Origin of the sequence: Vibrio ishigakensis, assembly GCF_024347675.1 — a bacterium.
Taxonomy (GTDB): Bacteria; Pseudomonadota; Gammaproteobacteria; order Enterobacterales; family Vibrionaceae; genus Vibrio; species Vibrio ishigakensis.
The window spans coordinates 562,153-584,651 of the sequence record NZ_AP024881.1 but is presented as its reverse complement, the minus strand read 5'-3'; the positions used below and the strand labels follow the sequence as shown (position 1 = coordinate 584,651).

22 protein-coding genes are annotated in these 22,499 nt (G+C 43.7%); 3 read left to right on the top strand and 19 right to left on the bottom strand.

Features of this window, described 5'->3' with window-relative positions; translation table 11 throughout:
* The 10 genes from Pcarn_RS02780 to Pcarn_RS02735 all read right to left on the bottom strand — a co-directional run bounded on the left by Pcarn_RS02780 (position 1) and on the right by Pcarn_RS02735 (position 8,648).
* Complete coding sequence (locus Pcarn_RS02780) at positions 1-966, bottom strand: type II secretion system F family protein (protein WP_261834881.1); 966 nt, start codon at positions 964-966, stop codon at positions 1-3.
* An 11-nt stretch (positions 967-977) separates the two neighbouring features.
* Complete coding sequence (locus Pcarn_RS02775) at positions 978-2,411, bottom strand: CpaF family protein (protein WP_261834880.1); 1,434 nt, start codon at positions 2,409-2,411, stop codon at positions 978-980.
* A 13-nt stretch (positions 2,412-2,424) separates the two neighbouring features.
* Positions 2,425-3,642: an AAA family ATPase gene (locus Pcarn_RS02770; protein ID WP_261834879.1), complete on the bottom strand. Its 1,218-nt coding sequence runs from the start codon at positions 3,640-3,642 to the stop codon at positions 2,425-2,427.
* A 146-nt stretch (positions 3,643-3,788) separates the two neighbouring features.
* Positions 3,789-4,028: a putative periplasmic lipoprotein gene (locus tag Pcarn_RS02765; protein ID WP_261834878.1), complete on the bottom strand. Its 240-nt coding sequence runs from the start codon at positions 4,026-4,028 to the stop codon at positions 3,789-3,791.
* Positions 4,029-4,038: 10 nt separating this feature from the next.
* Entirely contained in the window at positions 4,039-5,511 is a 1,473-nt protein-coding gene (locus tag Pcarn_RS02760; protein WP_261834877.1) for a type II and III secretion system protein family protein, read from the bottom strand.
* A gap of 7 nt (positions 5,512-5,518) precedes the next feature.
* Positions 5,519-6,250, bottom strand: a complete 732-nt coding sequence (gene cpaB, locus Pcarn_RS02755) for a Flp pilus assembly protein CpaB (RefSeq protein WP_261834876.1) — start codon at positions 6,248-6,250, stop codon at positions 5,519-5,521.
* Positions 6,247-7,599 (bottom strand): AAA family ATPase, encoded by a 1,353-nt coding sequence (locus Pcarn_RS02750; protein WP_261834875.1) that lies wholly within the window; start codon positions 7,597-7,599, stop codon positions 6,247-6,249. The genes cpaB and Pcarn_RS02750 overlap by 4 nt, the downstream gene beginning before the upstream one ends.
* A gap of 20 nt (positions 7,600-7,619) precedes the next feature.
* Positions 7,620-8,138 carry a prepilin peptidase gene (locus tag Pcarn_RS02745; protein ID WP_261834874.1) on the bottom strand — a complete coding sequence of 173 codons (519 nt, stop codon included), beginning with the start codon at positions 8,136-8,138 and terminating at the stop codon, positions 7,620-7,622.
* Between the two features lie 28 nt (positions 8,139-8,166).
* The gene (locus Pcarn_RS02740) at positions 8,167-8,343 is read right to left on the bottom strand and encodes a Flp family type IVb pilin (RefSeq protein WP_261834873.1); all 177 of its coding nucleotides are present in this window, start codon (positions 8,341-8,343) and stop codon (positions 8,167-8,169) included.
* 128 nt (positions 8,344-8,471) lie between these two features.
* A complete protein-coding gene (locus Pcarn_RS02735) occupies positions 8,472-8,648 on the bottom strand; it encodes a Flp family type IVb pilin (RefSeq protein WP_261834872.1) in 177 nt (58 codons plus the stop codon).
* A 149-nt stretch (positions 8,649-8,797) separates the two neighbouring features.
* On the opposite strand from Pcarn_RS02735, the gene Pcarn_RS02730 reads away from it, so the two are divergent.
* Positions 8,798-9,496, top strand: coding sequence for a helix-turn-helix domain-containing protein (locus Pcarn_RS02730; protein ID WP_261834871.1), 699 nt, complete (start codon positions 8,798-8,800; stop codon positions 9,494-9,496).
* 68 nt (positions 9,497-9,564) lie between these two features.
* Positions 9,565-11,271, top strand: coding sequence for an AMP-binding protein (locus Pcarn_RS02725; protein ID WP_261834870.1), 1,707 nt, complete (start codon positions 9,565-9,567; stop codon positions 11,269-11,271).
* On the opposite strand, the gene Pcarn_RS02720 is transcribed toward Pcarn_RS02725, so the two are convergent.
* From Pcarn_RS02720 to serB, 4 genes are all read right to left on the bottom strand, one after another.
* On the bottom strand, positions 11,223-12,497 hold the full coding sequence (locus tag Pcarn_RS02720) for an O-antigen ligase family protein (RefSeq protein ID WP_261834869.1): 1,275 nt from the start codon (positions 12,495-12,497) through the stop codon (positions 11,223-11,225). The two genes, Pcarn_RS02725 and Pcarn_RS02720, sit on opposite strands and share 49 nt — an antisense overlap.
* A gap of 99 nt (positions 12,498-12,596) precedes the next feature.
* Positions 12,597-14,681, bottom strand: a complete 2,085-nt coding sequence (gene fusA / locus Pcarn_RS02715; RefSeq protein WP_261834868.1) for an elongation factor G — start codon at positions 14,679-14,681, stop codon at positions 12,597-12,599.
* 157 nt (positions 14,682-14,838) lie between these two features.
* The gene (radA, locus tag Pcarn_RS02710; protein ID WP_261834867.1) at positions 14,839-16,218 is read right to left on the bottom strand and encodes a DNA repair protein RadA; all 1,380 of its coding nucleotides are present in this window, start codon (positions 16,216-16,218) and stop codon (positions 14,839-14,841) included.
* Positions 16,219-16,223: 5 nt separating this feature from the next.
* Positions 16,224-17,120 (bottom strand): phosphoserine phosphatase SerB, encoded by an 897-nt coding sequence (serB, locus tag Pcarn_RS02705; RefSeq protein WP_261834866.1) that lies wholly within the window; start codon positions 17,118-17,120, stop codon positions 16,224-16,226.
* Positions 17,121-17,231: 111 nt separating this feature from the next.
* Here serB and Pcarn_RS02700 point away from each other — a divergent pair, with 111 nt between their 5' ends.
* Complete coding sequence (locus Pcarn_RS02700; RefSeq protein WP_261834865.1) at positions 17,232-17,798, top strand: YtjB family periplasmic protein; 567 nt, start codon at positions 17,232-17,234, stop codon at positions 17,796-17,798.
* Between the two features lie 53 nt (positions 17,799-17,851).
* On the opposite strand, the gene deoD is transcribed toward Pcarn_RS02700, so the two are convergent.
* The 5 genes from deoD to Pcarn_RS02675 form a co-directional block, all read right to left on the bottom strand.
* A complete protein-coding gene (gene deoD, locus Pcarn_RS02695; RefSeq protein WP_261834864.1) occupies positions 17,852-18,571 on the bottom strand; it encodes a purine-nucleoside phosphorylase in 720 nt (239 codons plus the stop codon).
* Positions 18,572-18,598: 27 nt separating this feature from the next.
* Positions 18,599-19,819 carry a phosphopentomutase gene (locus Pcarn_RS02690; RefSeq protein ID WP_261834863.1) on the bottom strand — a complete coding sequence of 407 codons (1,221 nt, stop codon included), beginning with the start codon at positions 19,817-19,819 and terminating at the stop codon, positions 18,599-18,601.
* A gap of 5 nt (positions 19,820-19,824) precedes the next feature.
* Positions 19,825-21,165, bottom strand: coding sequence for a thymidine phosphorylase (gene deoA, locus Pcarn_RS02685; RefSeq protein ID WP_261834862.1), 1,341 nt, complete (start codon positions 21,163-21,165; stop codon positions 19,825-19,827).
* Between the two features lie 60 nt (positions 21,166-21,225).
* The gene (gene deoC, locus Pcarn_RS02680) at positions 21,226-22,002 is read right to left on the bottom strand and encodes a deoxyribose-phosphate aldolase (RefSeq protein WP_261834861.1); all 777 of its coding nucleotides are present in this window, start codon (positions 22,000-22,002) and stop codon (positions 21,226-21,228) included.
* 201 nt (positions 22,003-22,203) lie between these two features.
* Positions 22,204-22,374, bottom strand: coding sequence for a XapX domain-containing protein (locus Pcarn_RS02675; protein ID WP_261834860.1), 171 nt, complete (start codon positions 22,372-22,374; stop codon positions 22,204-22,206).
* Between the last annotated feature and the right edge of the window lie 125 nt (positions 22,375-22,499).

Here is a 22,499-nt window from a genome sequence, read left to right as displayed (position 1 = left end):
TTACACCTTAATGTTTACTATTTTTCTGATCCACAATGCTCCAACAGCCAAACTAACAATCCCCACACTAATTGCCGTTATACCTCTAGGGTCTGTAACCAACAATTCAGCATGAGTAGGGTTTATAAACATTGTCAGAATATAAAGAGCGAATGGTGAAAGAACTAAAATCCAAGAAGAGAGGCGAGCTTCAGCCGACAAGGTTCTAATCTTTCGTGACAACTTAAAACGAGAGCGAAGTACCTTTGACACCTTATCTAAATTTTCAGTCAAATTACCACCGGTCTCTTTCTGAAGTATGACTGCACTCGAGAATGCGAGCATAGAAACGGTAGGGGTACGATCTACCATTTGCATAATTGCTAAGCGCATATCATAACCAAAGTTTAAAAGGTTAAAAGTTTTCTTAAATTCCAAGCCTATGGGATCAGGCATTTCCTCACCAACTTCTTTAAAAGCTTGGTTAATAGGCTGCCCAGCTTGTAGTACCCTTTTTATAACGTCTAAAGCTTCTGGCAACTGCTCTTCAAAACTTTGTAAACGTTTGGTAATACACCTTTGAATGTAGAGGTATGTAAGAACCGGAGAAACTAAAAACGTTGCGATATTTACATACCAAAGCTGACCTAGGGCTAAGGAAATGATTAGAAGAAGAACACTAGCCAGAGTTAACCAGCCTAACAGACGCCCCAGAGTTACCTTTAACCCTGCTAGCTCTACCATCTTTTTAAGTTGCTCAAAGACCGAGATTTTTACTAGTTGACGCTCCAAAGGAGTCATTTCCTTCAGGTAGTACTCATGAAGTAGTGACAGACTTTCCTCATCAACTTTTCTTTGAGCTTTCTTTAGTCTCTTGGTCAGCTCACCATGCTTAGCTTTTTGTCCCGCAACCGGGAGCAGAAGTGCTTGGGAAATAAACAGTACAGCAAAAAAAAGTAGAACCAGAAATAGACCTAAGTTATCCATTATCTAACCTCCTAATTTTTTGCTTGAAACAATTCAAATGGAATATCTAAGCCGCGCTTAACTAGATTGTCATGGCAAGATGGTACAATCCCAGTTGCAATATATTCACCAAGGATATTGCCATCCTCATCTATGCCACGACGTCGGAACTTGAATATTTCCGACATGGTAATCACATCACCTTCCATACCATTGATTTCACAGATACTCACCATACGACGTTTACCGTCCTCTTGACGTTCCATCTGAACTACCACGTGGATCGCAGAAGCAATCTGAGATCTGAGGTTTTTTGCGGTCATATTCCACCCCGCCATAGCGAACATGTTCTCAACACGGCTTAACGCATCTCGGGGGGTGTTGGCGTGGATAGTTGCCAGAGAGCCATCGTGACCCGTGTTCATCGCAGACAACATATCTACAGCCTCCGCACCACGTACCTCACCAATCACAATACGGTCTGGGCGCATCCGAAGGGAGTTCTTAACCAAATCGCGCTGAGTAATCTCACCTTTACCCTCAAGGTTAGCTGGGCGTGTTTCTAGACGAACAACATGAGGCTGTTGTAATTGAAGTTCAGCCGAGTCCTCTATGGTAACGATGCGTTTGTTACTTGGAATAAAGCCGGAGAAAATATTGAGAGTGGTGGTCTTACCTGAACCTGTACCACCAGATATCAAGATATTGAGTTCACCTGTAACCGCGGCCTCAACAAATTTAGCCATTTCAGGTGACAGGGAATTGAAGCCAAGCATGTTGTCCATGGTCAGCCTATCGACAGCGAATCGGCGAATAGAAACTGATGCACCATCGATAGCAAGTGGTTGAATAATAGCGTTGACGCGTGAGCCGTCTTTAAGTCGAGCATCTACCATTGGTGAAGCTTCATCGATTCGACGGCCAACCTGACTAACGATGCGGTCGATAATATTTCTTAGGTGCTTCTCATCAAGAAACGTATGTGGTGTTCTCTCAAGCTTACCAAACCTCTCCACGTATACGTTTTGTGGCCCATTCACCAAGATATCCGAAACGCTTCTATCGTTTAACAGGGGTTCTAGTGGCCCAAGACCAAAGACTTCATCCTCAATTTGTTTGATGACACGTTTTCTCCCCTCCAGGCTTATAGGGTGAGTCTTGTCATCATTCATCAATTGACTGACGGCCTCTTGTAGTTCTTTCTTCGCCCTACCTTCCTCGAGGTTTGACAATACACCCAAGTCTAAAGTCTCCAGGAGCTTCTTGTGGAAATAGTGTTTAACGTCCTGTTCTTGCTTCTGCGCTTTATCTAGCTCCGGTACCTTATCAATATCTGCTTGATTAGGTTTTGAAGGGGGGGAGTGAGGTGCTGCTTCAACTACTTTCGGGGCTTCACGCTCTTCCTCTTCCACGCTAGTCGCCTTGCGTTCAAAGTCAGGATTAATATTTTTACGTTTAAAAAACATAAGCGAGCCTCACTTAGCTAAACAGTTTTTTCAACCAACTGGTTTCTTGTTCAGTCTGCGGAATAATTGAGCTGGCAAGATGACCAACAGCTACAGATATAGGGGTTTTCTTTTTATTTAATGCAAACGGTTTGCCCAAGTTAGAGCTCTCGTTTACGGTCTTATAATCATTAGGCAATACATGAACCCTGACATCACCAAGAGCTTCTTCGATATCTGTAATCTTTAGTTGGTTTTTCTTGTCATAGCGATTAATAACAACCTCTATTTGTGGCCGAGGAGCACCAAACTCTAACTCCAAAACTGAGAGAAGGTCATTAGTGTTTTTTAAGGACACATACCCCTGCTGGGCAATCACATAATTCTTTGTTGCCAATGAAATGATGGTTCCATAGTTGGCTTCTATACCGCGTGACAAATCAGTGACTATGTGAGTGTAGTATTGGCGAAGAAGCGGGATTACCTTGTGAAGGTTACGAGCTTTTAGTTCATTTTCAATAGGATGCAACTGTTGGAAATTTAGGAAGTACAATCCACAACTATGCTTGGATACAAGAGCATCTAACGATACCTCGTCCAAGTCTGTAGCACCATCGATCACATCATGGAGACCATGCTGTGGTTGAAGATCCAAATAGTCTTGAATAGCGCCAAACTGGACATCAAGATCTAAGAAGAGCACCTTATTTTTTTCATTTTTAGCTAGTTCTATAGCTACGTTCATAGCTACGGTTGAAGCTCCGCTTCCACCCTTGCTATTTATAAAGGTAAACAGTTCTGATAAATTTTTCGAAGACAGTTTTTCGTCAGCAATAGTCTTGAGAAGTGAGGATAGAGACTCTAACGTGCTTGTTTCGGAAAGAAAGTCAGAAGCGCCTATTCTTAGAGCTGTTTTCAACTCGATATTATCGCTCTCATCTCCAAAAACAATCAACGTGGTGTTACCTGACTGCAACAGGCCATTGTTAGAATACAACTCAGATACTTTTTGCGCCCAATCCCCAGATGCCTGAACGAACATTAGATCGGGAGCAGAGGATTGATTAAGCGACCCTTCAGACAATCTTTCCAGTTCCATAAATTCTAACGTTGCACTAGTGCACTGAGTGAACTCTTTTTGTAGATGCTTTTTAAAATCACCTGACGAATACACCACCCAGATTTGCAACTGGCTCTTTAGCACCAATTTGAAGTTATTGTTATCTGGAGTAATTTTAACTATCTCGCTCATTCCTTGGCCTCGTTAAAACTCGATACGCACCAACGGCTAACAAGCCCCCACATATTGAGGGGGGGAAGGTTAGACAAAAAAAGCCAAAATCAGCTTGAAATCCTTTAAGCGATTGAGGCTTTAATATGGTAGTAATGGAAACCTGATTAATTACTAAAACCGGAGCCTATGGCAATATTTTTACTTGCCCCTTTATTATAGCCCTCAATAGCAGTTTGGGCTCTTTCACCGCTACCCTCAGGAACCAAGCCCATATTTTCTTTCGTAGCATTGGGGTTATAAACCTGTTCAGCCTTAAGATAGGCTACCGACTGGCCCATACGAGGACTGTTACTACAACCAGCGATGCCTAACATCACAAGTACCGCTATAACTAATTTACGCATAACGATTTCCTTATAGTGAATGACCAAATTGACCTTCCGAGCCACCCTGAGAAGAAGGTGGTTTAGGAGTACGCTGGGACCGCTTATCACTGTTAGGGACAACTAATTCTGGGTCATAGTAAGCAGAGGTTCCTATCAGGTAGTATTCAAGATCAGTTGGCTCGACAAAACCATCAGTTGGGAGCGTCACTTTATTTCTATCCACCGGCTGAGCTAAGCGCGGGGTAACAAGAATCACGAGTTCAGTCTCACCTGATACGTACTGTTTACTTTTAAACAGATTTCCGAGTACTGGAACATCTCCTATTCCAGGAACTTCGTTGGCAATATCGCGACTATTTTCATTAAGTAAGCCAGCAATACCTATAGTTTGTCCATCTGCCAGTTCGAGAGTAGAAGATGCGCTTCTTTTAGTAATAGGTGGGACTATATAAGCGGCGTTAGAATCACCTGGGTTGTATGCAAGGGCGCCAGTAGCTGCTATCTCACTCACCTCGACTGCGAGCTGGAGATTAATCTTTTTGTCACTAAGTACAACAGGGATGAAATCTAACCCAACACCATACTCTTTGAATTCAATGGCTAGACCATCATCATTTGGAACAGGGATCGGAAATTCTCCACCTGCTAAGAATTTAGCTTGTGTACCGCTCAATGCAGTTAAGTTCGGCTCCGCAAGAACTTTCGCAACGCCATTTTCTTTAGCTATATCTAAAGCAAAAGTAAACAGTGTATTGCTATCAACTAAACCACCGAGCAAACCAAATTCATTTACACCGACCGGACCTGCGATCTCTTGGAGAACACCGCCAATACCGCCAATATCAGAGATAGCACCGCCAGCACCGGTAGCCCCCCAAGTAAAGTCGCCACTCTTCTGGAAAAAATGGAAATTTGAGTCAAAGCGACGCACCAAAGACCTCTGAACTTCAGCAACAGTCACTTCCAACATTACCTGCTGAGCACCACCTATAGTCATCAAGTTGATAACCCCAGATTCAGCCTGTCCTGCATCACTATCAGATGCGTTGGCGGCCTGACCAGCAGAATAAGTTTGTGCCACTTTCACAGCAATATTCATGTGCTCTTGACTGCTGACCTGGCCACTCAAAATGAGCTTATCTTGCGAACTGTGTACTTGAATGTCTTCATCCGGTAGAAATTCATACAACTTCTGCTTGAGGTTGTTTAAGTCGTGTGTTACTTCAATGTTCAATGATTCAATCAGCCTTCCCTGTGCATCCCACACAGAGAGGTTGGTAGAGCCCAATTTCTTACCAATCAGAAAAAGCTCGTCCGATCGAATAATGACAATGTCCAATACCTCAGGATCACCAAGCGATACCTTTTTAGCTTTACCGGCTATCTGTACGTGTGTCGACTTGTGGTGAGGTATAGAAATAGTCCTACCCGACTGCGAAGCCGAGTACGACACCGGCGCTAAAAAAATCATTGTGAAAAAAAGTACTAAAATCCGTTTCATAGGCACCTCACTCACTTACTCGAATGCTTGACTGACTCGTGCCCTTAATAACAGTTACGCTAGGTGGAGCGACGTATCTACGAGGCGGTTTGTCGACTGCTTGTGGGTTTCGAAGCGCTAACTGAATAGCACCTTTACTATTTTCAGAAAGCAAACGCTCTGCTTCCCGAGGAGATACTTCTAAGGTCACAGCTCGCACAATAATCGGTTTGTTATCATTAGTACGAGCCGTTTGATCTACCGCCAAGACTTTAATATTTTTAAGGACTGTGGATGTCCGGTTGTTGACCGTATTTAGGATATCTACTTTGTTTCCCGGAAGGAGGAAACCAGCAACACCAACCACGTCATTAACACGAATAGTCACAGCTCTCTTGTCCTCAGGTATCAGGATAGCCAAACTAGCACCTTCATTTGGTCCCCCAAAATGCCCTTTGTGGAGAATTTGACCCTCTAGCACATTTGTTTTGGCAACCATTCCGTCTAGGTCTGAATAATCTTTGACTGTATTAGTGTCTATCCAAGCTACCTCTAATTGCTTTCGGCTCAAATGTTTAGCTTCAATAGCGGTACCCTCCGGGATATCCACTGCTGCAATGACAACCGGATGACGCTCTATAGTTTCGACTTTAACTTGAGGCTGGGTCTGACTTTCCATCCACTGCTTTGCTACCATAACTGCGCCCAGACCAAAAACTACTGAAAGGACTAATAAAAATATGATCGTTCCTTTGCTCATAGCACCGATCCTCCATGCTCATCAGCAGTAAAATAAAGATCCCACGCTCTCTGTAATATAGTCGAGTCCAACTGAGGTTTAATTTCCTCAAATTGAATAATATCCTGGCTTATACCAAGAATATCCTTGGGCAAACATGGGAAGTAACCAATTTTATGTAAAGAATGTAGATTCAGTAGCGTTTCAAACGCTGATGAAAGGACTTCAACTCCCTTACTGGCTGAAAGATCTGACCATAAATTAATGTAATCATTTTCTAAAAGTGGTTGGAATTGAATCTTATATCCAAGACGACGTAAAAAAGCTGGATCTGCGATCGTTTGCGGATCTAGGTTCGTTGAAAAAGCCATAGTGAGGACAAATGGAATAGTAATCTGTTGACCGTTGGGCAAAGACAAATGATCGTAGTTATATTCCATTGGAACGATCCAACGATTTAGCAATGTAGCTACAGGCATTGGTTGGCGACCTAGATCATCAATAACAAGTATCCCATTGTTGGCAATCATTTGAAGTGGAGCAATCCATATACGATTATGCTCAGAGTGATTTACTTCGAGCATATCCATAGTCAATTCTCCCCCCACCTGAACGTTTGGGCGCTCACACAACACCCAACGCTTGTCATAATGACTTTTAAGAGAAATCACATCTCTATTATGATATCGATCAACTGGCTTGTGATGTTGCTCCGAAAACACTTTAATAATGTTGCCAGCAGCGTAGACCGCATGGGGAATGTAAACAGATGTGTTGAGAGAATTGAGTATTCTAGCCGCGACAAAACTCTTGCCAGTCCCCGCATGACCATACAGCAAGAGGGCTCGACCTGAGTTTATAGCTGGGCCAAGAACTGGAACTAGCCTGTTTGCACCATAAACATCTGAGAGCGCGCTCTCGACGTCCGGGCGACTGATCAACTGAGCTCGAAGGTCTTGGTTCTCAACCATTTCATTGTAAACAGAGAGTGATACTGGAACCGCGCCTATGTAAGCGTCTTTTTTAAACGCAACATCAGCTTGACTCATACCCAGCTCAGATAGTGCGTATCTTACATGGCTTTTCGCAGACTCAGAAAACAGTGACTGTGCGCTCGGTTGAAAAACTTCAACTAGTGATTTTTTTCTAAGATCAGCCAAAATCTCATCAATTAAGTGCGTTACGATCCCCAGACTTTGAGCCAAATGAAGAATATCAGACTTCGGGAATGCGGCCAGATGCTTCAAAACCAAATTTTCAACGACCGCAGATGGAACCCCAAGATCTTCTAATGAAGAGACGATAGGTGGAGCAGGAACTTGCGGTGATAAAGTTTGCTCATCAGAGTGATGATACTCAGTGGCGCTCATTTAATCCTCCTCTCTAGTAATTAAAAGAAGTAATAAAAAATGGCCAAGCCAAGAGCAACAGCAGGAGCAAATGGCATAGTCAATTTGTTACCATAAACGCTATGCAAATCGTTACGGCTACTTTCCATGACACTTCTAACGTCTAGCAAACAGAGTAGCGGATTTTCCACTCCCTGCCTGCTAAGGTTAGACAAGACAACAAGTCCCCCTAGCAACCCCGAGGACAACAGTATCCAAAAAGCAGCTGGAAAAACGTGTGGCCAACCTACAACAAAACCCACAACTCCAAGAAGCTTAACATCACCCGGCGACATTGCTCTCACTAGAAACAAAAACATACCGATTGTGAACATCGCAACAAAACCAAAGAGATTATCTAAAGGGGATGCATTATCGGATACTAGGGTTAAGCCACTAACACCAAGTATGAGTACAAGGTAGACGTTGGGTATTCTGTGGTGTCGAAGGTCTTCGACCGCGATAACCACAATGAGCGTCCATACTGAAATGGATATCTCCATATAACATAAGGAGACCATCCACTGGCCTCCTCCTCTTTACCTGATTTTAGGTGCTGATGCCTTGAATCACGTCGTTAAGTTTTGAATCTAACTGTGAACCCAACGTTGTAAAGATAGCAGTAAGACCTGCGACCAATAGCGCGGCGCCAATTACGTATTCTACAACTGTCAAGCCTTCTTCGTCTCGAGCGAAGTCTTTGAGACCCTTGATGATATTTTCCATAACATTTCTCCAAAAGTTCGTCCCTAAACCGGACAATATTAACTCTAATAAAGTAGAGGCTTGGTTGTTAGGATTTTGTTGTCGAATAAGTTTTCAAGTTGTAGCAAAAAAGTCCAACTTATACGCCATTACTTCCCTGCTGAAGAAATTGTCTTATTGAAACTTGTCGTCAAAGATACTTCCAAACCGGTAAAGATCACTGCTATCGCCCCTACTAGTAGAGCAGCAGCAACGACATACTCAACAACAGTTAAGCCATCTTGATTTCTCAAGAACCATAGTACGTCGGCTTCACTAATTCTCATAAGTTGTCTCCCGCCTTGAAAGATAGACTTAGAGTCTAGTTCAAGCCTGTGATTTCACCCTGTACTGATTTATTGCATTTTTTTGCCAAACTGAATTACACTTTGTAAGTACCTCATAGGATTTGAGGGTCTAATCAAGGACGATAGACATGAACGCAAGATACATTTGTATAGGATTGGGGTTAGACTCCGTCACACATAATAAATGCAGCAATATTGACGATGACTTTGACTTTGACTTTCACGGTAGAGATATATCCGTTCTTACCCGTCCGGAAATTAAATATGCCATCTTTATTCTTGGTGAAGAAGTAGACGAGCTTTTTGAGATAGCTTGCAGCATTTGTTCTAACCTTGGAAAGCGACTAATCGTACTAACTGCTGAGAGTTACGTTTGCAATACGTATACGGATAAGGTTCAATGCACTTTTCTTAACTATACTGACCTTTCCAAATTACGTGGTTCGTTGAGCAACTTAGTTAATACAACTACTCAGTCAACCAATATCTCTGGTAACTTACCTTCGAAAAGACTTAATAAAATAGATATGTTTATCGAGAAGAATATTGATAGAGAAATCAGAGAAGAAGAAGTGGCAAACTTAGCAAATTTCTCCACCACATACTTCTCGAAATTCTTTCGAAAACACAAAAACATTAGCTTCCAGGAATACCTGAGTAACAAACGCGTAGAACTTTCCAAACAATTGCTAACATCTCAACCAAGAGAAAAAGTTTCTTCGATAGCATTTCAAGTTGGTTATTCTGATGTATCTTACTTCAATCGAGTATTCAAAAAACACACCTCATTAACTCCTACGGAGTACCGGCAAAACGTTGTGAGGTGACAAACAAAGCGGAATGATAAATACCTGCTAAGCTTCTGAATACAAACATTATAATTTCAGAGGGATTTATGGTATTTACTTCAGGGAACGAAGCTGAACAGGCAACTTTCAACAATCCGCCTTGCACCATACCACCGCCTAACGAGCTCATTTTGAAATGGGCTCATGAAAGACCAAATGAAGTCTATCTGAAACAAATAATTGACAGGGAGTTCGTCGATTATACTTTCTCAGAGGTCGCCGACATGGCTCTCAAGTTCGCTCAATCATTGAGGGAGATGGGACTTCAACCTCGCGACAAAGTTGCGTTCATTTCTAAAAACTGTGTCGAATGGTTTATTACAGACCTTGCGCTTATGCTGGGTGATTACATTAGTGTCCCTATTTTCCCAACAGCCGGAACAGATACTATTGATTACTGTATAAAGCACAGTGAGAGCAAGGTTTTAGTAGCCGGTAAATTGGATGACGCTACAGCCACCTCTGAAGTAATAGCGAATAACCCTAACCTTATTACAATTTCATATCCTTATGATTCTGCGCCCGAGTGCCAGCATAAATTTGCTCAGCTAGTTCATGACACCTCTCCCCTCCCAGAAGAGGAATATGCACAGCATCATGACGACAAGCTGATGTCTATCGTTTATACCTCCGGCACATCTGGGACACCAAAAGGGGCTATGCTCACCTTTGGAGCATTTTCTTGGTCAGTACAAAAGCTGGTAGAGCACATCGGTATTCAAGCGGGCGATAGGATGTTCTCTTATCTGCCACTCGCACACATTACTGAGCGTGTTTATATTTTTGGCTCTTCTATCACAGCCGGATTACCGACAGCGTTTCCAGAATCTTTAGAGACCTTTATCGACGATGTGAAGATGCATCGCCCTACTCTGTTTATTTCTGTTCCTCGCTTATGGACCTTGTTCCAACAGCGAATACAAGACAAATTGCCGCCGAAGAAGCTCAACCTACTCCTCAAAATCCCAATACTTAACAATATCATCAAGAAGAAGATTGCAGATGGTTTAGGCCTGGACCAAGGTAGAGTTCTGGGCTGTGGTTCAGCGCCAATCAGTCCATCCATACTCGAGTGGTATCACACGGTAGGCTTAAACATTACTGAAGCTTGGGGCATGACCGAAACTTACGCGTACGGGACTCTCAATTATCCATTCAATGCGAGCAAAATAGGCTCGATCGGAAAAGCAGGGCCGGGAATCGACATCAAGATTGCCGATGATGACGAAATACTTCTAAAGAGCCAAGGGCTGTTCTCTGGCTACTACAAAGAAGATGAGTTAACCAAAGAGACCTTTAATGATGATGGTTGGCTGCATACTGGCGATGTCGGCAAACTCGATTCAGAAGGCTATCTGTTTATTCAAGGCCGCAAGAAAGACACCTTCAAAACAGCAAAAGGGAAATTTGTAGCACCTGTTCCTATCGAAAAGTCATTTATCGAATTAGCTAGAGTAGAAATGTTGTGTTTGGTTGGCTTGGGAATGCCAGCTCCTATCATGCTGGTTGTTCCACATGAATTTCCTAACTTTGACAAGCAACGCTACGAGAACAGCCTCAAAAGGGCATTAATTTCCCTCAACGACAGGCTAGAGAGTCATGAAAAGGTGAAAGGTATTTTGGTGATAAGAGAACCTTGGAGTATTGAGAACGGCATACTCACACCAACCTTAAAAATCAAACGTCATATTTTAGAGAAAAACTATCATAACTTAGGTTCTGCTTGGGGTGGTAACCAAGTTGAGTGGGAATAAACACACGCTTTATACAGGGAGGTGATGCAAATAATAATCTGCATCACCGTTACTGACCAATAAAATGTACCGTCTAGCAAACCTTGAAAAACTAACGCTCCAATCAACGATAGATTCATAACTAGTTTATTTAGCCCATCTACGTTACAACTTAAAACTTTAACTAAAGAAATCACAAGTATATAAAAAACCAATCCAAGTAAGAAAAATGTGCCGAAAATTCCCACTTCAAATAAAAATTGCAACACAAAGTTATGAGGCTGAAATTGCCCTGTAATACTAAGAAATCGATATGAATCAGGACCATTCCCAAAATAAAACGATTTTTCAATATATGTTAGAGCATCACTCCACAAGACTAATCGGTTACTACTAAGTTCGTTTATTGTTAATATCGTATCATCTGAAAACAACGTCAAAACTCTGTTTAGACCATTCCATTCCAATACATTTAATGGAACAGAAACTATTACAGATATCACTGTAAGCAATAGCAATTGTTGAACTCTATTGCTTTTCAATACTTTATGATAGGAAAAGACCCCAATTATAAATAAACTAGATATCATGGTGGCCAATAGTGAAGCCCTACCTCCCAACCAAACAAGTAGTACTAGATTGATTGCATAAACTATACAGAAGACAGGTAGTTTTTTTTCATTATCTCCACTTAGAATTATTCTATATATCAGGTATATAGTAGAGTAACAACATATAAACCCAATCATCCTTATATTAAAAAAGAATGGTAACTCAAAGCTTGAAGATGAAATTACTGTATCTATATTATAATTATAATCAAGTAAAAAGTATAAAGCACAAATTGTTGTTGCAGCAACAATACAGTCATAAAGAAAATAACCTAAGTCATATTTTTCAATATGTATAAGATAAGAATATGCAAAATAGAAATGAATAAGAAAGAATAAACACCTCAATAGCGCTAAATAGACCTCTTCTGTATTCGCTGTAGGGATGTAGAGAAATAAGCTAACCATCAGGCAAACAAGAAAACCAATTAATATTACAGTAGGCCAACTCCCAATTAGAACTCTGTAGTTACTTTTAACGTTCATTCTAATGTAGAAAATATATGCCAACTGTAAAAATGCAATTATAAAAAAAGACCAAAAGGCATGCCAATTTGCGAATACAGAGAAAAAACAAACCAATGAAAGTAATAGATTTGCTTTGGAAGCAAATTGGTTGTCTGCGTAATTGTGCATGGTAATCTCCTTTTACCTACATTAAAAAGATACCACAAAACAAAAGCCCCGACAGCTTTCACTGTCGGGGCTTTTTCAGTCATTAAAGATTAAGCAATATTACTTAGCTTTCTCTTCTTTAACTTTTGCGATTACTTCATCAGCAACATTTTGTGGACATGCTGAGTAGTGGCTGAACTCCATAGAGAACTGACCACGGCCAGAAGTAATAGTACGTAGGTGGCCGATGTAACCGAACATCTCAGATAGAGGAACGTCAGCTTTGATACGTACGCCAGTTGCGCCAGCTTCTTGGTCTTTGATCATACCACGACGACGGTTAAGGTCACCGATAACGTCACCTACGTGATCGTCTGGAGTGAACACGTCAACCTTCATGATAGGCTCAAGAAGTTGTGCACCCGCTTTAGGGATAGACTGACGGAATGCGCCTTTAGCTGCGATTTCAAATGCGATTGCAGATGAATCCACTGCGTGGAAGCCACCGTCGAATAGTTCAACTTCAACGTCAAGAACAGGGAAGCCAGCTAGAACACCCTCTTCCATCATAGAAGCGAAGCCTTTCTCAACTGCAGGCCAGAATTCTTTAGGTACGTTACCACCAACAACTGTTGACGAGAACTTAAAGCCAGTGCCAGCTTCTGCAGGCTTGATACGGTAGTCGATCTTACCGAACTGACCAGAACCACCAGACTGTTTCTTGTGCGTGTAGCTATCTTCAACTTCTTGAGTGATAGTTTCACGGTAAGCAACCTGAGGTTGACCAACGATTAGGTCTACGCCGTAAGTACGCTTAAGGATGTCAACCTTGATGTCTAGGTGAAGTTCACCCATACCTTTAAGGATGGTTTCGCCTGAATCTTCATCAGTCTCAACTTGGAAAGATGGATCTTCTGCAACCATTTTACCGATCGCGATACCCATTTTCTCAGAACCGCCTTTATCTTTTGGAGATACAGCGATTGAGATTACTGGTTCTGGGAAGATCATTGGCTCAAGAGTACATTCGTGCTTAGGATCACATAGAGTGTGACCAGTTTGAACGTTCTTCATACCAACAACTGCGATGATATCACCAGCTTGTGCTGAATCGATCTCGTTACGCTCATCCGCGTGCATCTCAACCATACGGCCGATACGCTCAGTTTTACCAGTAGCAGAGTTAAGAATGGTGTCACCCTTCTTCATAGTACCAGAGTAAACACGGATAAATGTTAGAGCACCGAAACGGTCATCCATGATCTTAAACGCAAGAGCACGTAGAGGTTCAGATGGATCTACAAGTGCAACTTCACCAGTAGCTTCACCAGTATCTGGGTCAGTTAGAGGCTGAGGATCAACTTCTGTTGGAGACGGTAGGTAGTCAACAACAGCGTCAAGCATAGGCTGCATACCTTTGTTCTTGAACGCAGAACCACAGAACGTTGGGAAGAATGCTAGGTCACGAGTACCTTTACGGATACACTCTTTGATTTGCTCCAAAGTTGGCTCTTCGCCTTCCATGTATGCCATCATTAGGTCATCGTCTTGCTCAACAGCAGTCTCGATTAGCATCTCACGATACTCAGCCGCTTTTTCAGCGTACTCAGCTGGGATCTCTTCTACTGTGTAGTTCTCTGGAAGACCTGAATCATCCCAGATTAGTGCTTTTTGGTTCAGAACGTCGATAACGCCTGTGAAGTCATCTTCGATACCGATTGGAAGAGTCATAACTAGTGGGTTAGCACCTAGTACGTTCTTCACTTGCTCAACAACGCGGTAGAAGTCTGCACCCATACGGTCCAGCTTGTTTACGAAGATTAGACGAGCTACTTCAGATTCGTTCGCGTAACGCCAGTTAGTTTCTGATTGAGGCTCAACACCACCAGAACCACAGAATACGCCAACACCACCATCAAGAACTTTAAGAGAACGGTAAACTTCAACTGTGAAGTCAACGTGTCCAGGAGTATCGATGATGTTTAGACGGTGGTCTTTCCAGAAACAAGTTGTCGCAGCAGACTGGATAGTAATACCACGTTCTGCTTCCTGCTCCATGAAGTCAGTTGTTGCTGCACCATCATGAACCTCACCTGTACGGTGGATCTTACCAGTAAGCTTTAGGATACGCTCTGTAGAGGTAGTTTTACCTGCGTCTACGTGAGCAAAAATACCAATGTTTCTGTATTTAGATAAATCAGTCATCGTTTTACTCTGTTAATAGGATATAAAATGCGCGCTGAGTATACCATAATCTGTCAAGACTGATAGCTTTGCGTGCAGGTCGGGGAAAAAAAATCACCTTATTTTTCCAGTTCAAGAAATATAGGTGACTTTTGGCATAGTTGAAAGCGTATGTGAACTACATTTCATCAAACGCTTGAATGGCTTCAGATAGATTTTTAACCGCGTGAATGCGCATGCCAGGTATGCCACCTTTCGGCATATTGGCATAAGGGACAATGGCTTGTTTAAAGCCGTGTTTGAAGGCTTCGTTCAAACGTTCTTGGCCACTTGGTACTGGTCGAATCTCGCCGGCTAAGCCCATTTCACCAAAGATGACCGCATCCTTTGGCAGAGCTCTGTCTCTGAAGCTGGATAGTAGTGCCATCACCAGCGCCAAGTCCGCACTGGTTTCAGCAACCTTAACACCACCGACTACGTTCACGAATACATCTTGGTCTGCCATCTGCAAACCGCCGTGTTTATGCAGAACCGCCAGAAGCATAGATAAACGGTTTTGCTCAAGACCAACAGCAACGCGGCGCGGGTTTGCCAACTGAGAGTAATCCACCAGCGCCTGTATCTCAACGAGTAGAGGGCGAGTACCTTCCCAGATAACCATCACCGAGCTGCCACTGGTTTGTTCCTCTCCGCGAGAAAGGAAGATAGCCGATGGGTTTGATACCTCTTTTAGTCCTTGACCTGTCATGGCAAAAACACCTAGCTCGTTTACGGCGCCAAAGCGGTTCTTATGACAACGCAAGGTTCTAAAACGGCTATCAGTACTACCATCAAGAAGCACTGAGCAGTCAATAATGTGCTCTAGCACTTTAGGGCCCGCTAGCGAACCGTCTTTAGTTACGTGTCCAACGATAAACACAGCCACGTTGTTTTGTTTGGCATAGCGAGTTAGTGCTGTAGCAGACTCACGCACCTGAGCAACCGTGCCCGGTGAAGACTGAACGTCTGAGACGTGCATAACCTGAATGGAGTCAATCACCATCAGCTTAGGTTGCTCTTTCTCTGCAACCTGACAGATCTTATCTACGTTGGTTTCAGACAGCATCTTTAGCTTGTCTTTTGGAAGACCAAGACGTGAGGCGCGCATTGCTACCTGTTGCAAGGATTCCTCACCAGTAACATATAGAGTTCGCAACTCACTCGCCAATCGACACATGGTTTGTAAAAGCAGCGTTGATTTACCTGCGCCTGGGTTGCCGCCAATCAAGATAGCTGCACCTGGCACTATGCCACCGCCAAGCACTCGGTCGAACTCTTTAAAGGTAGAACTGAATCTTGGCACCTCTTGCAGGTCAATATCTGCCAGCACCTGAACCTGAGATTCAGTCGCACTGCCAGCATAACCACTCAGTCTTTCGTTTCTGGCAACCGATGGAGATGCGGCAAGCTTTACTTCGGTAATGGTATTCCACGCACCACAGGCATTGCACTGCCCCTGCCAGCGCGGAAAGTCCGCGCCACAGTCATTACATACATAGGCTGTTTTTACTTTTGCCATCTACTCTATTTCTTAATTTGTTGAATCACTGATGATGCGCTTAGGATACAAAGCACACCACCTAATGATGAATATTTCACAGCGGTTTGAGCCTGCTCTACGACCTTAGGCTTTGCATGATACGCCACACCCAGTCCGGCTTCTGCCATCATGACTAGGTCGTTGGCACCATCACCCACGGCAACGCTGTTTGACTTATCGATGCCATACATGTCTCTTAACTCGCGCAGCACTTCGGCCTTGGTTTCTGCAGAAACCACATCACCCAGAACCTTACCTGTAAGAACACAATCGATTATCTCAAGTTGATTCGAGCGAGCGTAGTCAAGTTTAAGGGTCTCTTTTAGAGAATCAGAAAAATAGGTGAAACCACCTGAAGCGAGTGCGACCTTCCACCCAAGAGATTTCAGTCCATCTATTAATAGCTCGGCTTCATCCATAACTGGAAGTTTCACACGAACTTGCTCAAGGATAGAATCAGGTGCGCCTTCAAGTTTGCCTACTCGCTGGCGAAGGCTCTGCTCAAAGTCCAATTCACCCTGCATAGCACGCTCGGTTACCTCAGACACTTCCTCTCCAACGCCTGCAAGCTTAGCTATCTCATCGATGCACTCGATTTCAATCAAGGTTGAATCCATATCGAACAGCGCAACACCTGGCTTTGAGGTATCAGGAAGAGATTCTAGAGAAGCAATATCAACAGTGTTAGCTTCAAGCTCTAGTGTAAGCTCAGAAGCCTTCTCTTTATTAAGCAATAGGATATTGTAGTCAGACAGTTGCCATGAGGCATAAATGCTTGAGGCCTCAAATAGGCCTTGGATATCTTTTTTGGCGAAAGCAATAACGAGCTCTTCTTGTGAAGGCAGTTCTGTATTTGCAACCTTGAGCTGTGAAACTTGCATGGAATTCTTTCCTTGGAATTATACGCGATACCGCAACTTACCCTATTGCAATTTGATAGCGCAAGTCTCACTATGCAAATTGTCTCTAGTTATTCCTAAACTCCCAAATTTATGAGCGACTCTCTATTTTCAATTAGGGTATTTATAAAGGTTACCTGCATCCTTGCACTGGCTATCATGTTCGCCACTATCGTGCGCAGCAGTGTGTTTATCAGTCAGGGTAACCAACAGATCCAATTTAAGCAGTTACAAACGCTGACTCAACTTCTTATCTCGCAAGCCTCTCTAAATGCGAGCGAGCTTATCGTAAAAGAAGATCAAGAGAACCTGAGACATCTAGCCAATCGACTGGCTAAAGAGACCCTGGTAACCGATGTCACCATCTACGACAGCAAAGGGGTGAAGATCGCAGCGAGCGATAAAGCGAAAACAGTGCGAGAATCCCTTGGCCTAGATACTCCGCTTGCTTCAGCCGCCATCGGTAAACAACAACTGATTGAGCCCATCGTTTCCAAACAATCCATTATTGGATATGTGCGCGTCACCTTCGAGAAGGGGCAACTCACAGCCTTCTCTGATCATCACTACCGAAACAGTGACCGCTCTATGCTACTGATGATTCTGTTAAGCTTCGCCTCGGGCGTAATGCTTACCCTACTTCTTAGAATGAAGAAATAAAAAAAACGCTTGGCAATTGCCAAGCGTTTTATTTCAGCTAACTATTTTGAGGATTATTCTTCGTCACCAAGTAGCACTGATTCCAGAGCGATTTCCATCATCTCGTTGAAGGTGGTAGCACGCTCTTCAGAAGTCGTTTGCTCACCACGTTTGATGTGGTCAGACACAGTACAGATAGCTAGAGCTTTAGCACCGTATTCCGCTGCAATGCCGTAGATACCAGCTGCTTCCATCTCAACACCTAGAATGCCGTATTTGTCCATAACGTCGAACATATCTGGATCTGGCGTGTAGAAAAGCTCTGCTGAGAACAGGTTACCAATCTTAACATCGATACCCAGTTTCTCTGCTGCTAGCTGCGCGTTGCGAACCATGTCGAAGTCAGCGATTGCCGCGAAATCGTGATCCTTAAAACGGATACGGTTTACTTTAGAATCGGTACAAGCACCCATGCCGATAACAACGTCACGCAGTTTCACGTCATCACGTACTGCACCACAACTACCAACACGGATTACCTTCTTCACACCGTAGTCTTTAACCAATTCGGTTACATAGATAGAGCATGAAGGGATACCCATACCGTGGCCCATTACAGAGATACGACGACCTTTATAAGTACCCGTGAAGCCGTACATATTACGAACGTCACAAACCTGAACCACATCTTCTAGGAAGGTTTCAGCGATGTATTTGGCGCGAAGTGGATCACCCGGCATCAGCACAACGTCAGCGAAATCACCCTTTTCAGCGTTAATATGAGGAGTAGCCATAATATTTATCCTTGTAGTAATTGTTGTTTAGAGGAAATTTGTTCCGTAATCCATATCGGACGTACCAAAGTAGTGCGCAAGGCTCTGACCAATATCAGCAAAGGTCGAGCGACGACCTAGAGAACCCGCCTTAACATTGCCACCATAAACCAGCACAGGAATGTGTTCACGGGTATGGTCACTGCCGTGCCAGGTTGGGTCACAGCCATGGTCTGCAGTCAGGATCAGTACATCGTTAGGCTCTAAGAGCTCGTAGATTTCAGGCAGTCGTTTATCAAAATATTCAAGGGCCTCAGCGTAGCCCGCCACATCACGGCGATGACCGTAGGCTGAGTCAAAGTCAACAAAGTTGGTAAACACAATCGTATTGTTACCCGCTTTCTTGATCTCCTCTTTAGTTAGATCAAACAAGCCTTCAAGACCCGTTGCTTTAACCTTTTGCGTGATACCGCAATGAGCGTAGATATCTGCAATCTTACCTACAGATACAACCTCGCCCTGCTTTTCTTCTACCAGCTTCTGAAGCACAGTTGCTGCCGGTGGCTCAATAGAAAGGTCACGGCGGTTGCCGGTGCGCTGGAATGAGCCCGCTTTATCACCAACAAATGGACGCGCGATAACACGGCCAATGTTATAGCCCTCAAGCTCTTCACGAGCGATTTGGCAAAGCTCCATCAGCTTGTCTAACCCATAGGTTTCTTCATGACAGGCAATCTGGAATACAGAATCCGCTGAGGTATAGAAGATAGGCTTGCCCGTTTGCATATGCTCTTCACCAAGATCATCCAATACCTGTGTACCAGATGCATGGCAGTTTCCTAAGTAACCCGGGATACCTGCGCGTTCAACGATCTTATCTAGAAGCTCTTGAGGGAAGCTATTTTGCTTATCAGTGAAATAGCCCCACTCAAACAGAACCGGAACACCCGCGATTTCCCAGTGACCTGACGGCGTATCCTTACCTGAAGATATCTCAGCGGCATGACCGTAAGCACCAATAATATCAGCGTCTTTATTCAGACCGATTGGGAATGAGCCAGTTGATTCTTCAGCCGCATGACCAAGGCCTAGACGTGATAGGTTTGGAAGTGTCAGAGGACCGCTACGCTTAACATTATCTGCTTCGCCTTTTGCACATTGCTCAGCGATATGACCCAGAGTATCTGAGCCCACATCACCGAATTTATCTGCGTCTTCAGTTGCGCCGATACCAAAAGAGTCCAACACCAGAATAATTGCTCTTTTCATATCAATTATCTCTCTACATCTTCAGCTCGGATTTGAGCATAAACATTTGGGGTCGGTTTATAACTGCCCGCTTCGCCAACTTTAACTACTGCCTTGATAGCAACAGCTGCCTCTTGCCACTGCTGTTCATTGCGGGCATGGATAACGGCGATTGGTGAGTTGTTATCTACTGTTTCACCAAGCTTAATGAACTGGTCAAAGCCAACCGCATAATCGATTTGGTCAGTTGCAACACGACGACCACCGCCCATAGCGACTACAGCCATACCAATAGCTCGTGTATCCATCTCTGTAATGATGCCCGTTGTATCAGCAAATACTGGTTTAATGATCTCAGCCTTCGGCAGGTAATTGTCGTAGTTTTCAACAAAGTCTTTTGGACCGCCAAGGCCTGCGACCATCTTGTTGAAGCACTCGGCAGCCTTACCGTTATCCAGAACCTGCATCAGTTTCTGCTCAGCTTGCTCTGCGTTGTCAGCCAATCCACCAAGAACCAACATCTCTTTACAAGACGCCATGGTGACTTCTAGAAGGCGTGGATTACGATATTCACCGGTTAGGAAACGAACCGCTTCACGCACCTCTACCGCATTACCCGCCGATGAAGCCAGTACTTGATTCATATCGGTCAGAATCGCTGTGGTCTTAGTACCTGCACCATTTGCTACTGCAACAATAGAACGAGCCAGTTCATTAGACGCTTCATAGGTTGGCATAAAGGCGCCAGAGCCTACTTTTACATCCATCACCAAAGAATCTAGGCCAGCGGCTAGCTTCTTAGACAGAATAGATGCGGTGATAAGAGAGATGTTATCTACGGTCGCTGTGATATCACGAGTTGCATAAACTCGCTTGTCTGCTGGAGCCAAGTTACCGGTTTGACCGATAATAGCCACGCCTGCATCTTTAGTTACTTGACCGAACACTTCATTGGTTGGGGTAATGTTGTAGCCTGGAATAGACTCAAGCTTATCTAGGGTACCGCCTGTGTGACCCAAACCTCGGCCTGAGATCATAGGTACATAACCCCCACATGCTGCCACCATAGGGCCAAGCATTAATGAGGTTACATCACCTACACCACCAGTTGAGTGCTTATCTACGACTGGGCCATCAAAGCCCATATGGTCCCAATTTAAAACCATACCTGAATCACGCATTGCACACGTCAGTGCGATACGCTCAGGCATAGTCATTTCATTGAAAAAAATAGCCATAGCAAAGGCAGCGATCTGACCTTCAGATACTGTCTCTTTCGCTACGCCTTGTATAAAGAAGTTAATTTCGTCAGCGGTGAGGACTTCACCGTCACGTTTCTTACGAATAATCTCTTGGGGTAAATACATAGCGCTTACCTTAATAAAAGTTACCGACAGTGGCGCTCATTCGAGCGCCAAAATAATCAATTAGTAAGCAGCTGGGTCTGCTTTCTCGTCAGTTACTTCAAGAGTATTCAGAAGATTGGTTAGTAGGCTAGATGCGCCAAAACGATAATGGCGAGCGTCTACCCAAGAATCACCTAGGATCTCGTCAGCCATACCTAGGTATAGGGCTGCATCTTCAGCTGAACGAACACCGCCCGCAGGTTTAAAGCCAACACTTTCAGCTACACCCATGTCACGGATAACTTCAAGCATCATGCGTGCATATTCTGGAGTTGCGTTTACCGGCACTTTACCAGTAGAGGTCTTGATGAAATCAGCACCTGCTTTGATACAGATCTCTGAAGCTTGCTTGATAAGAGCTTCTTCTTTTAGTTCACCCGTTTCGATGATTACCTTAAGAAGGATGTCGCCACACGCTTCTTTACACTGCTTCACTAGCTCAAAGCCAACTTCAGCATTGCCAGCGATAAGTGCGCGATATGGGAATACAACATCTACTTCATCCGCACCGTAAGCTACAGCCGCTTTTGTTTCAGCCACTGCGATCTCGATATCATCGTTACCGTGAGGGAAGTTGGTCACAGTTGCGATCTTCACCTCAGGAGTACCCTGCTCGCGTAGCGTCTTCTTAGCGATTGGGATAAAACGAGGGTAGATGCAGATAGCCGCAGTATTACCTACTGGTGACTTAGCTGCATGGCACAGATCGATAACTTTTTGGTCAGTATCGTCGTCGTTAAGAGTAGTTAGATCCATTAGTTTAAGTGCGCGTAGTGCTGCAGCTTTCAAATCGCTCATTAGATTCTCCGAATAGTTGATAGTTGTGACGCCGCTTTCAGTATAGGCATGAATAGTGCGTCCAGACTCAATGAACGGACTTGGTTCCGTGAAGACTTGGTGAATTGACCAATTGCTATCCCTGTCACCGTGATTTAAACAGCCATACCTTGGCTGCATATCAAGTAAATTGCTAATTACATCAGCAAGTTAAATAAGTTACTACTGTATAAAGCGCTCTACAATCCATTGGTAGAAAACGCCTCCCAGATACACACCAACAATGCCCATTACACCGGACAAAACGGGTGGAGCTGGAATTGGCAGCTTGATCGCAGAGAAGATTACACCCACGACAAAGCCTGCAAATATAGCAAGCAAAACCTCGTTCATCATTCAGTTCCAGTTAGTCAACTTAGGCTAACAGTATAGTCATTCGATTGATCTGCGTAACATTGCTCATGAAAGCAAACGTTTTGCATCTCAAAAAAATATGATGTGAAACACAGGTTGTGCAG

Bases quoted from the DNA above. Each gene is read 5' to 3' on its own strand.
- Pcarn_RS02720 (WP_261834869.1), bottom strand. From the start codon at position 12,497: ATGCACAATTACGCAGACAACCAATTTGCTTCCAAAGCAAATCTATTA.
- Pcarn_RS02675 (WP_261834860.1), bottom strand. From the start codon at position 22,374: ATGAACGAGGTTTTGCTTGCTATATTTGCAGGCTTTGTCGTGGGTGTA.
- serB (WP_261834866.1), bottom strand. From the start codon at position 17,120: ATGCAAGTTTCACAGCTCAAGGTTGCAAATACAGAACTGCCTTCACAA.
- Pcarn_RS02690 (WP_261834863.1), bottom strand. From the start codon at position 19,819: ATGAAAAGAGCAATTATTCTGGTGTTGGACTCTTTTGGTATCGGCGCA.
- Pcarn_RS02765 (WP_261834878.1), bottom strand. From the start codon at position 4,028: ATGCGTAAATTAGTTATAGCGGTACTTGTGATGTTAGGCATCGCTGGT.
- Pcarn_RS02760 (WP_261834877.1), bottom strand. From the start codon at position 5,511: ATGAAACGGATTTTAGTACTTTTTTTCACAATGATTTTTTTAGCGCCG.
- Pcarn_RS02730 (WP_261834871.1), top strand. From the start codon at position 8,798: ATGAACGCAAGATACATTTGTATAGGATTGGGGTTAGACTCCGTCACA.
- radA (WP_261834867.1), bottom strand. From the start codon at position 16,218: ATGGCAAAAGTAAAAACAGCCTATGTATGTAATGACTGTGGCGCGGAC.
- deoC (WP_261834861.1), bottom strand. From the start codon at position 22,002: ATGAGCGATTTGAAAGCTGCAGCACTACGCGCACTTAAACTAATGGAT.
- deoA (WP_261834862.1), bottom strand. From the start codon at position 21,165: ATGTATTTACCCCAAGAGATTATTCGTAAGAAACGTGACGGTGAAGTC.
- Pcarn_RS02725 (WP_261834870.1), top strand. From the start codon at position 9,565: ATGGTATTTACTTCAGGGAACGAAGCTGAACAGGCAACTTTCAACAAT.
- Pcarn_RS02780 (WP_261834881.1), bottom strand. From the start codon at position 966: ATGGATAACTTAGGTCTATTTCTGGTTCTACTTTTTTTTGCTGTACTG.
- Pcarn_RS02700 (WP_261834865.1), top strand. From the start codon at position 17,232: ATGAGCGACTCTCTATTTTCAATTAGGGTATTTATAAAGGTTACCTGC.
- Pcarn_RS02750 (WP_261834875.1), bottom strand. From the start codon at position 7,599: ATGAGCGCCACTGAGTATCATCACTCTGATGAGCAAACTTTATCACCG.
- Pcarn_RS02740 (WP_261834873.1), bottom strand. From the start codon at position 8,343: ATGGAAAATATCATCAAGGGTCTCAAAGACTTCGCTCGAGACGAAGAA.
- Pcarn_RS02745 (WP_261834874.1), bottom strand. From the start codon at position 8,138: ATGGTCTCCTTATGTTATATGGAGATATCCATTTCAGTATGGACGCTC.
- cpaB (WP_261834876.1), bottom strand. From the start codon at position 6,250: ATGAGCAAAGGAACGATCATATTTTTATTAGTCCTTTCAGTAGTTTTT.
- deoD (WP_261834864.1), bottom strand. From the start codon at position 18,571: ATGGCTACTCCTCATATTAACGCTGAAAAGGGTGATTTCGCTGACGTT.
- Pcarn_RS02770 (WP_261834879.1), bottom strand. From the start codon at position 3,642: ATGAGCGAGATAGTTAAAATTACTCCAGATAACAATAACTTCAAATTG.
- Pcarn_RS02775 (WP_261834880.1), bottom strand. From the start codon at position 2,411: ATGTTTTTTAAACGTAAAAATATTAATCCTGACTTTGAACGCAAGGCG.
- fusA (WP_261834868.1), bottom strand. From the start codon at position 14,681: ATGACTGATTTATCTAAATACAGAAACATTGGTATTTTTGCTCACGTA.
- Pcarn_RS02735 (WP_261834872.1), bottom strand. From the start codon at position 8,648: ATGAGAATTAGTGAAGCCGACGTACTATGGTTCTTGAGAAATCAAGAT.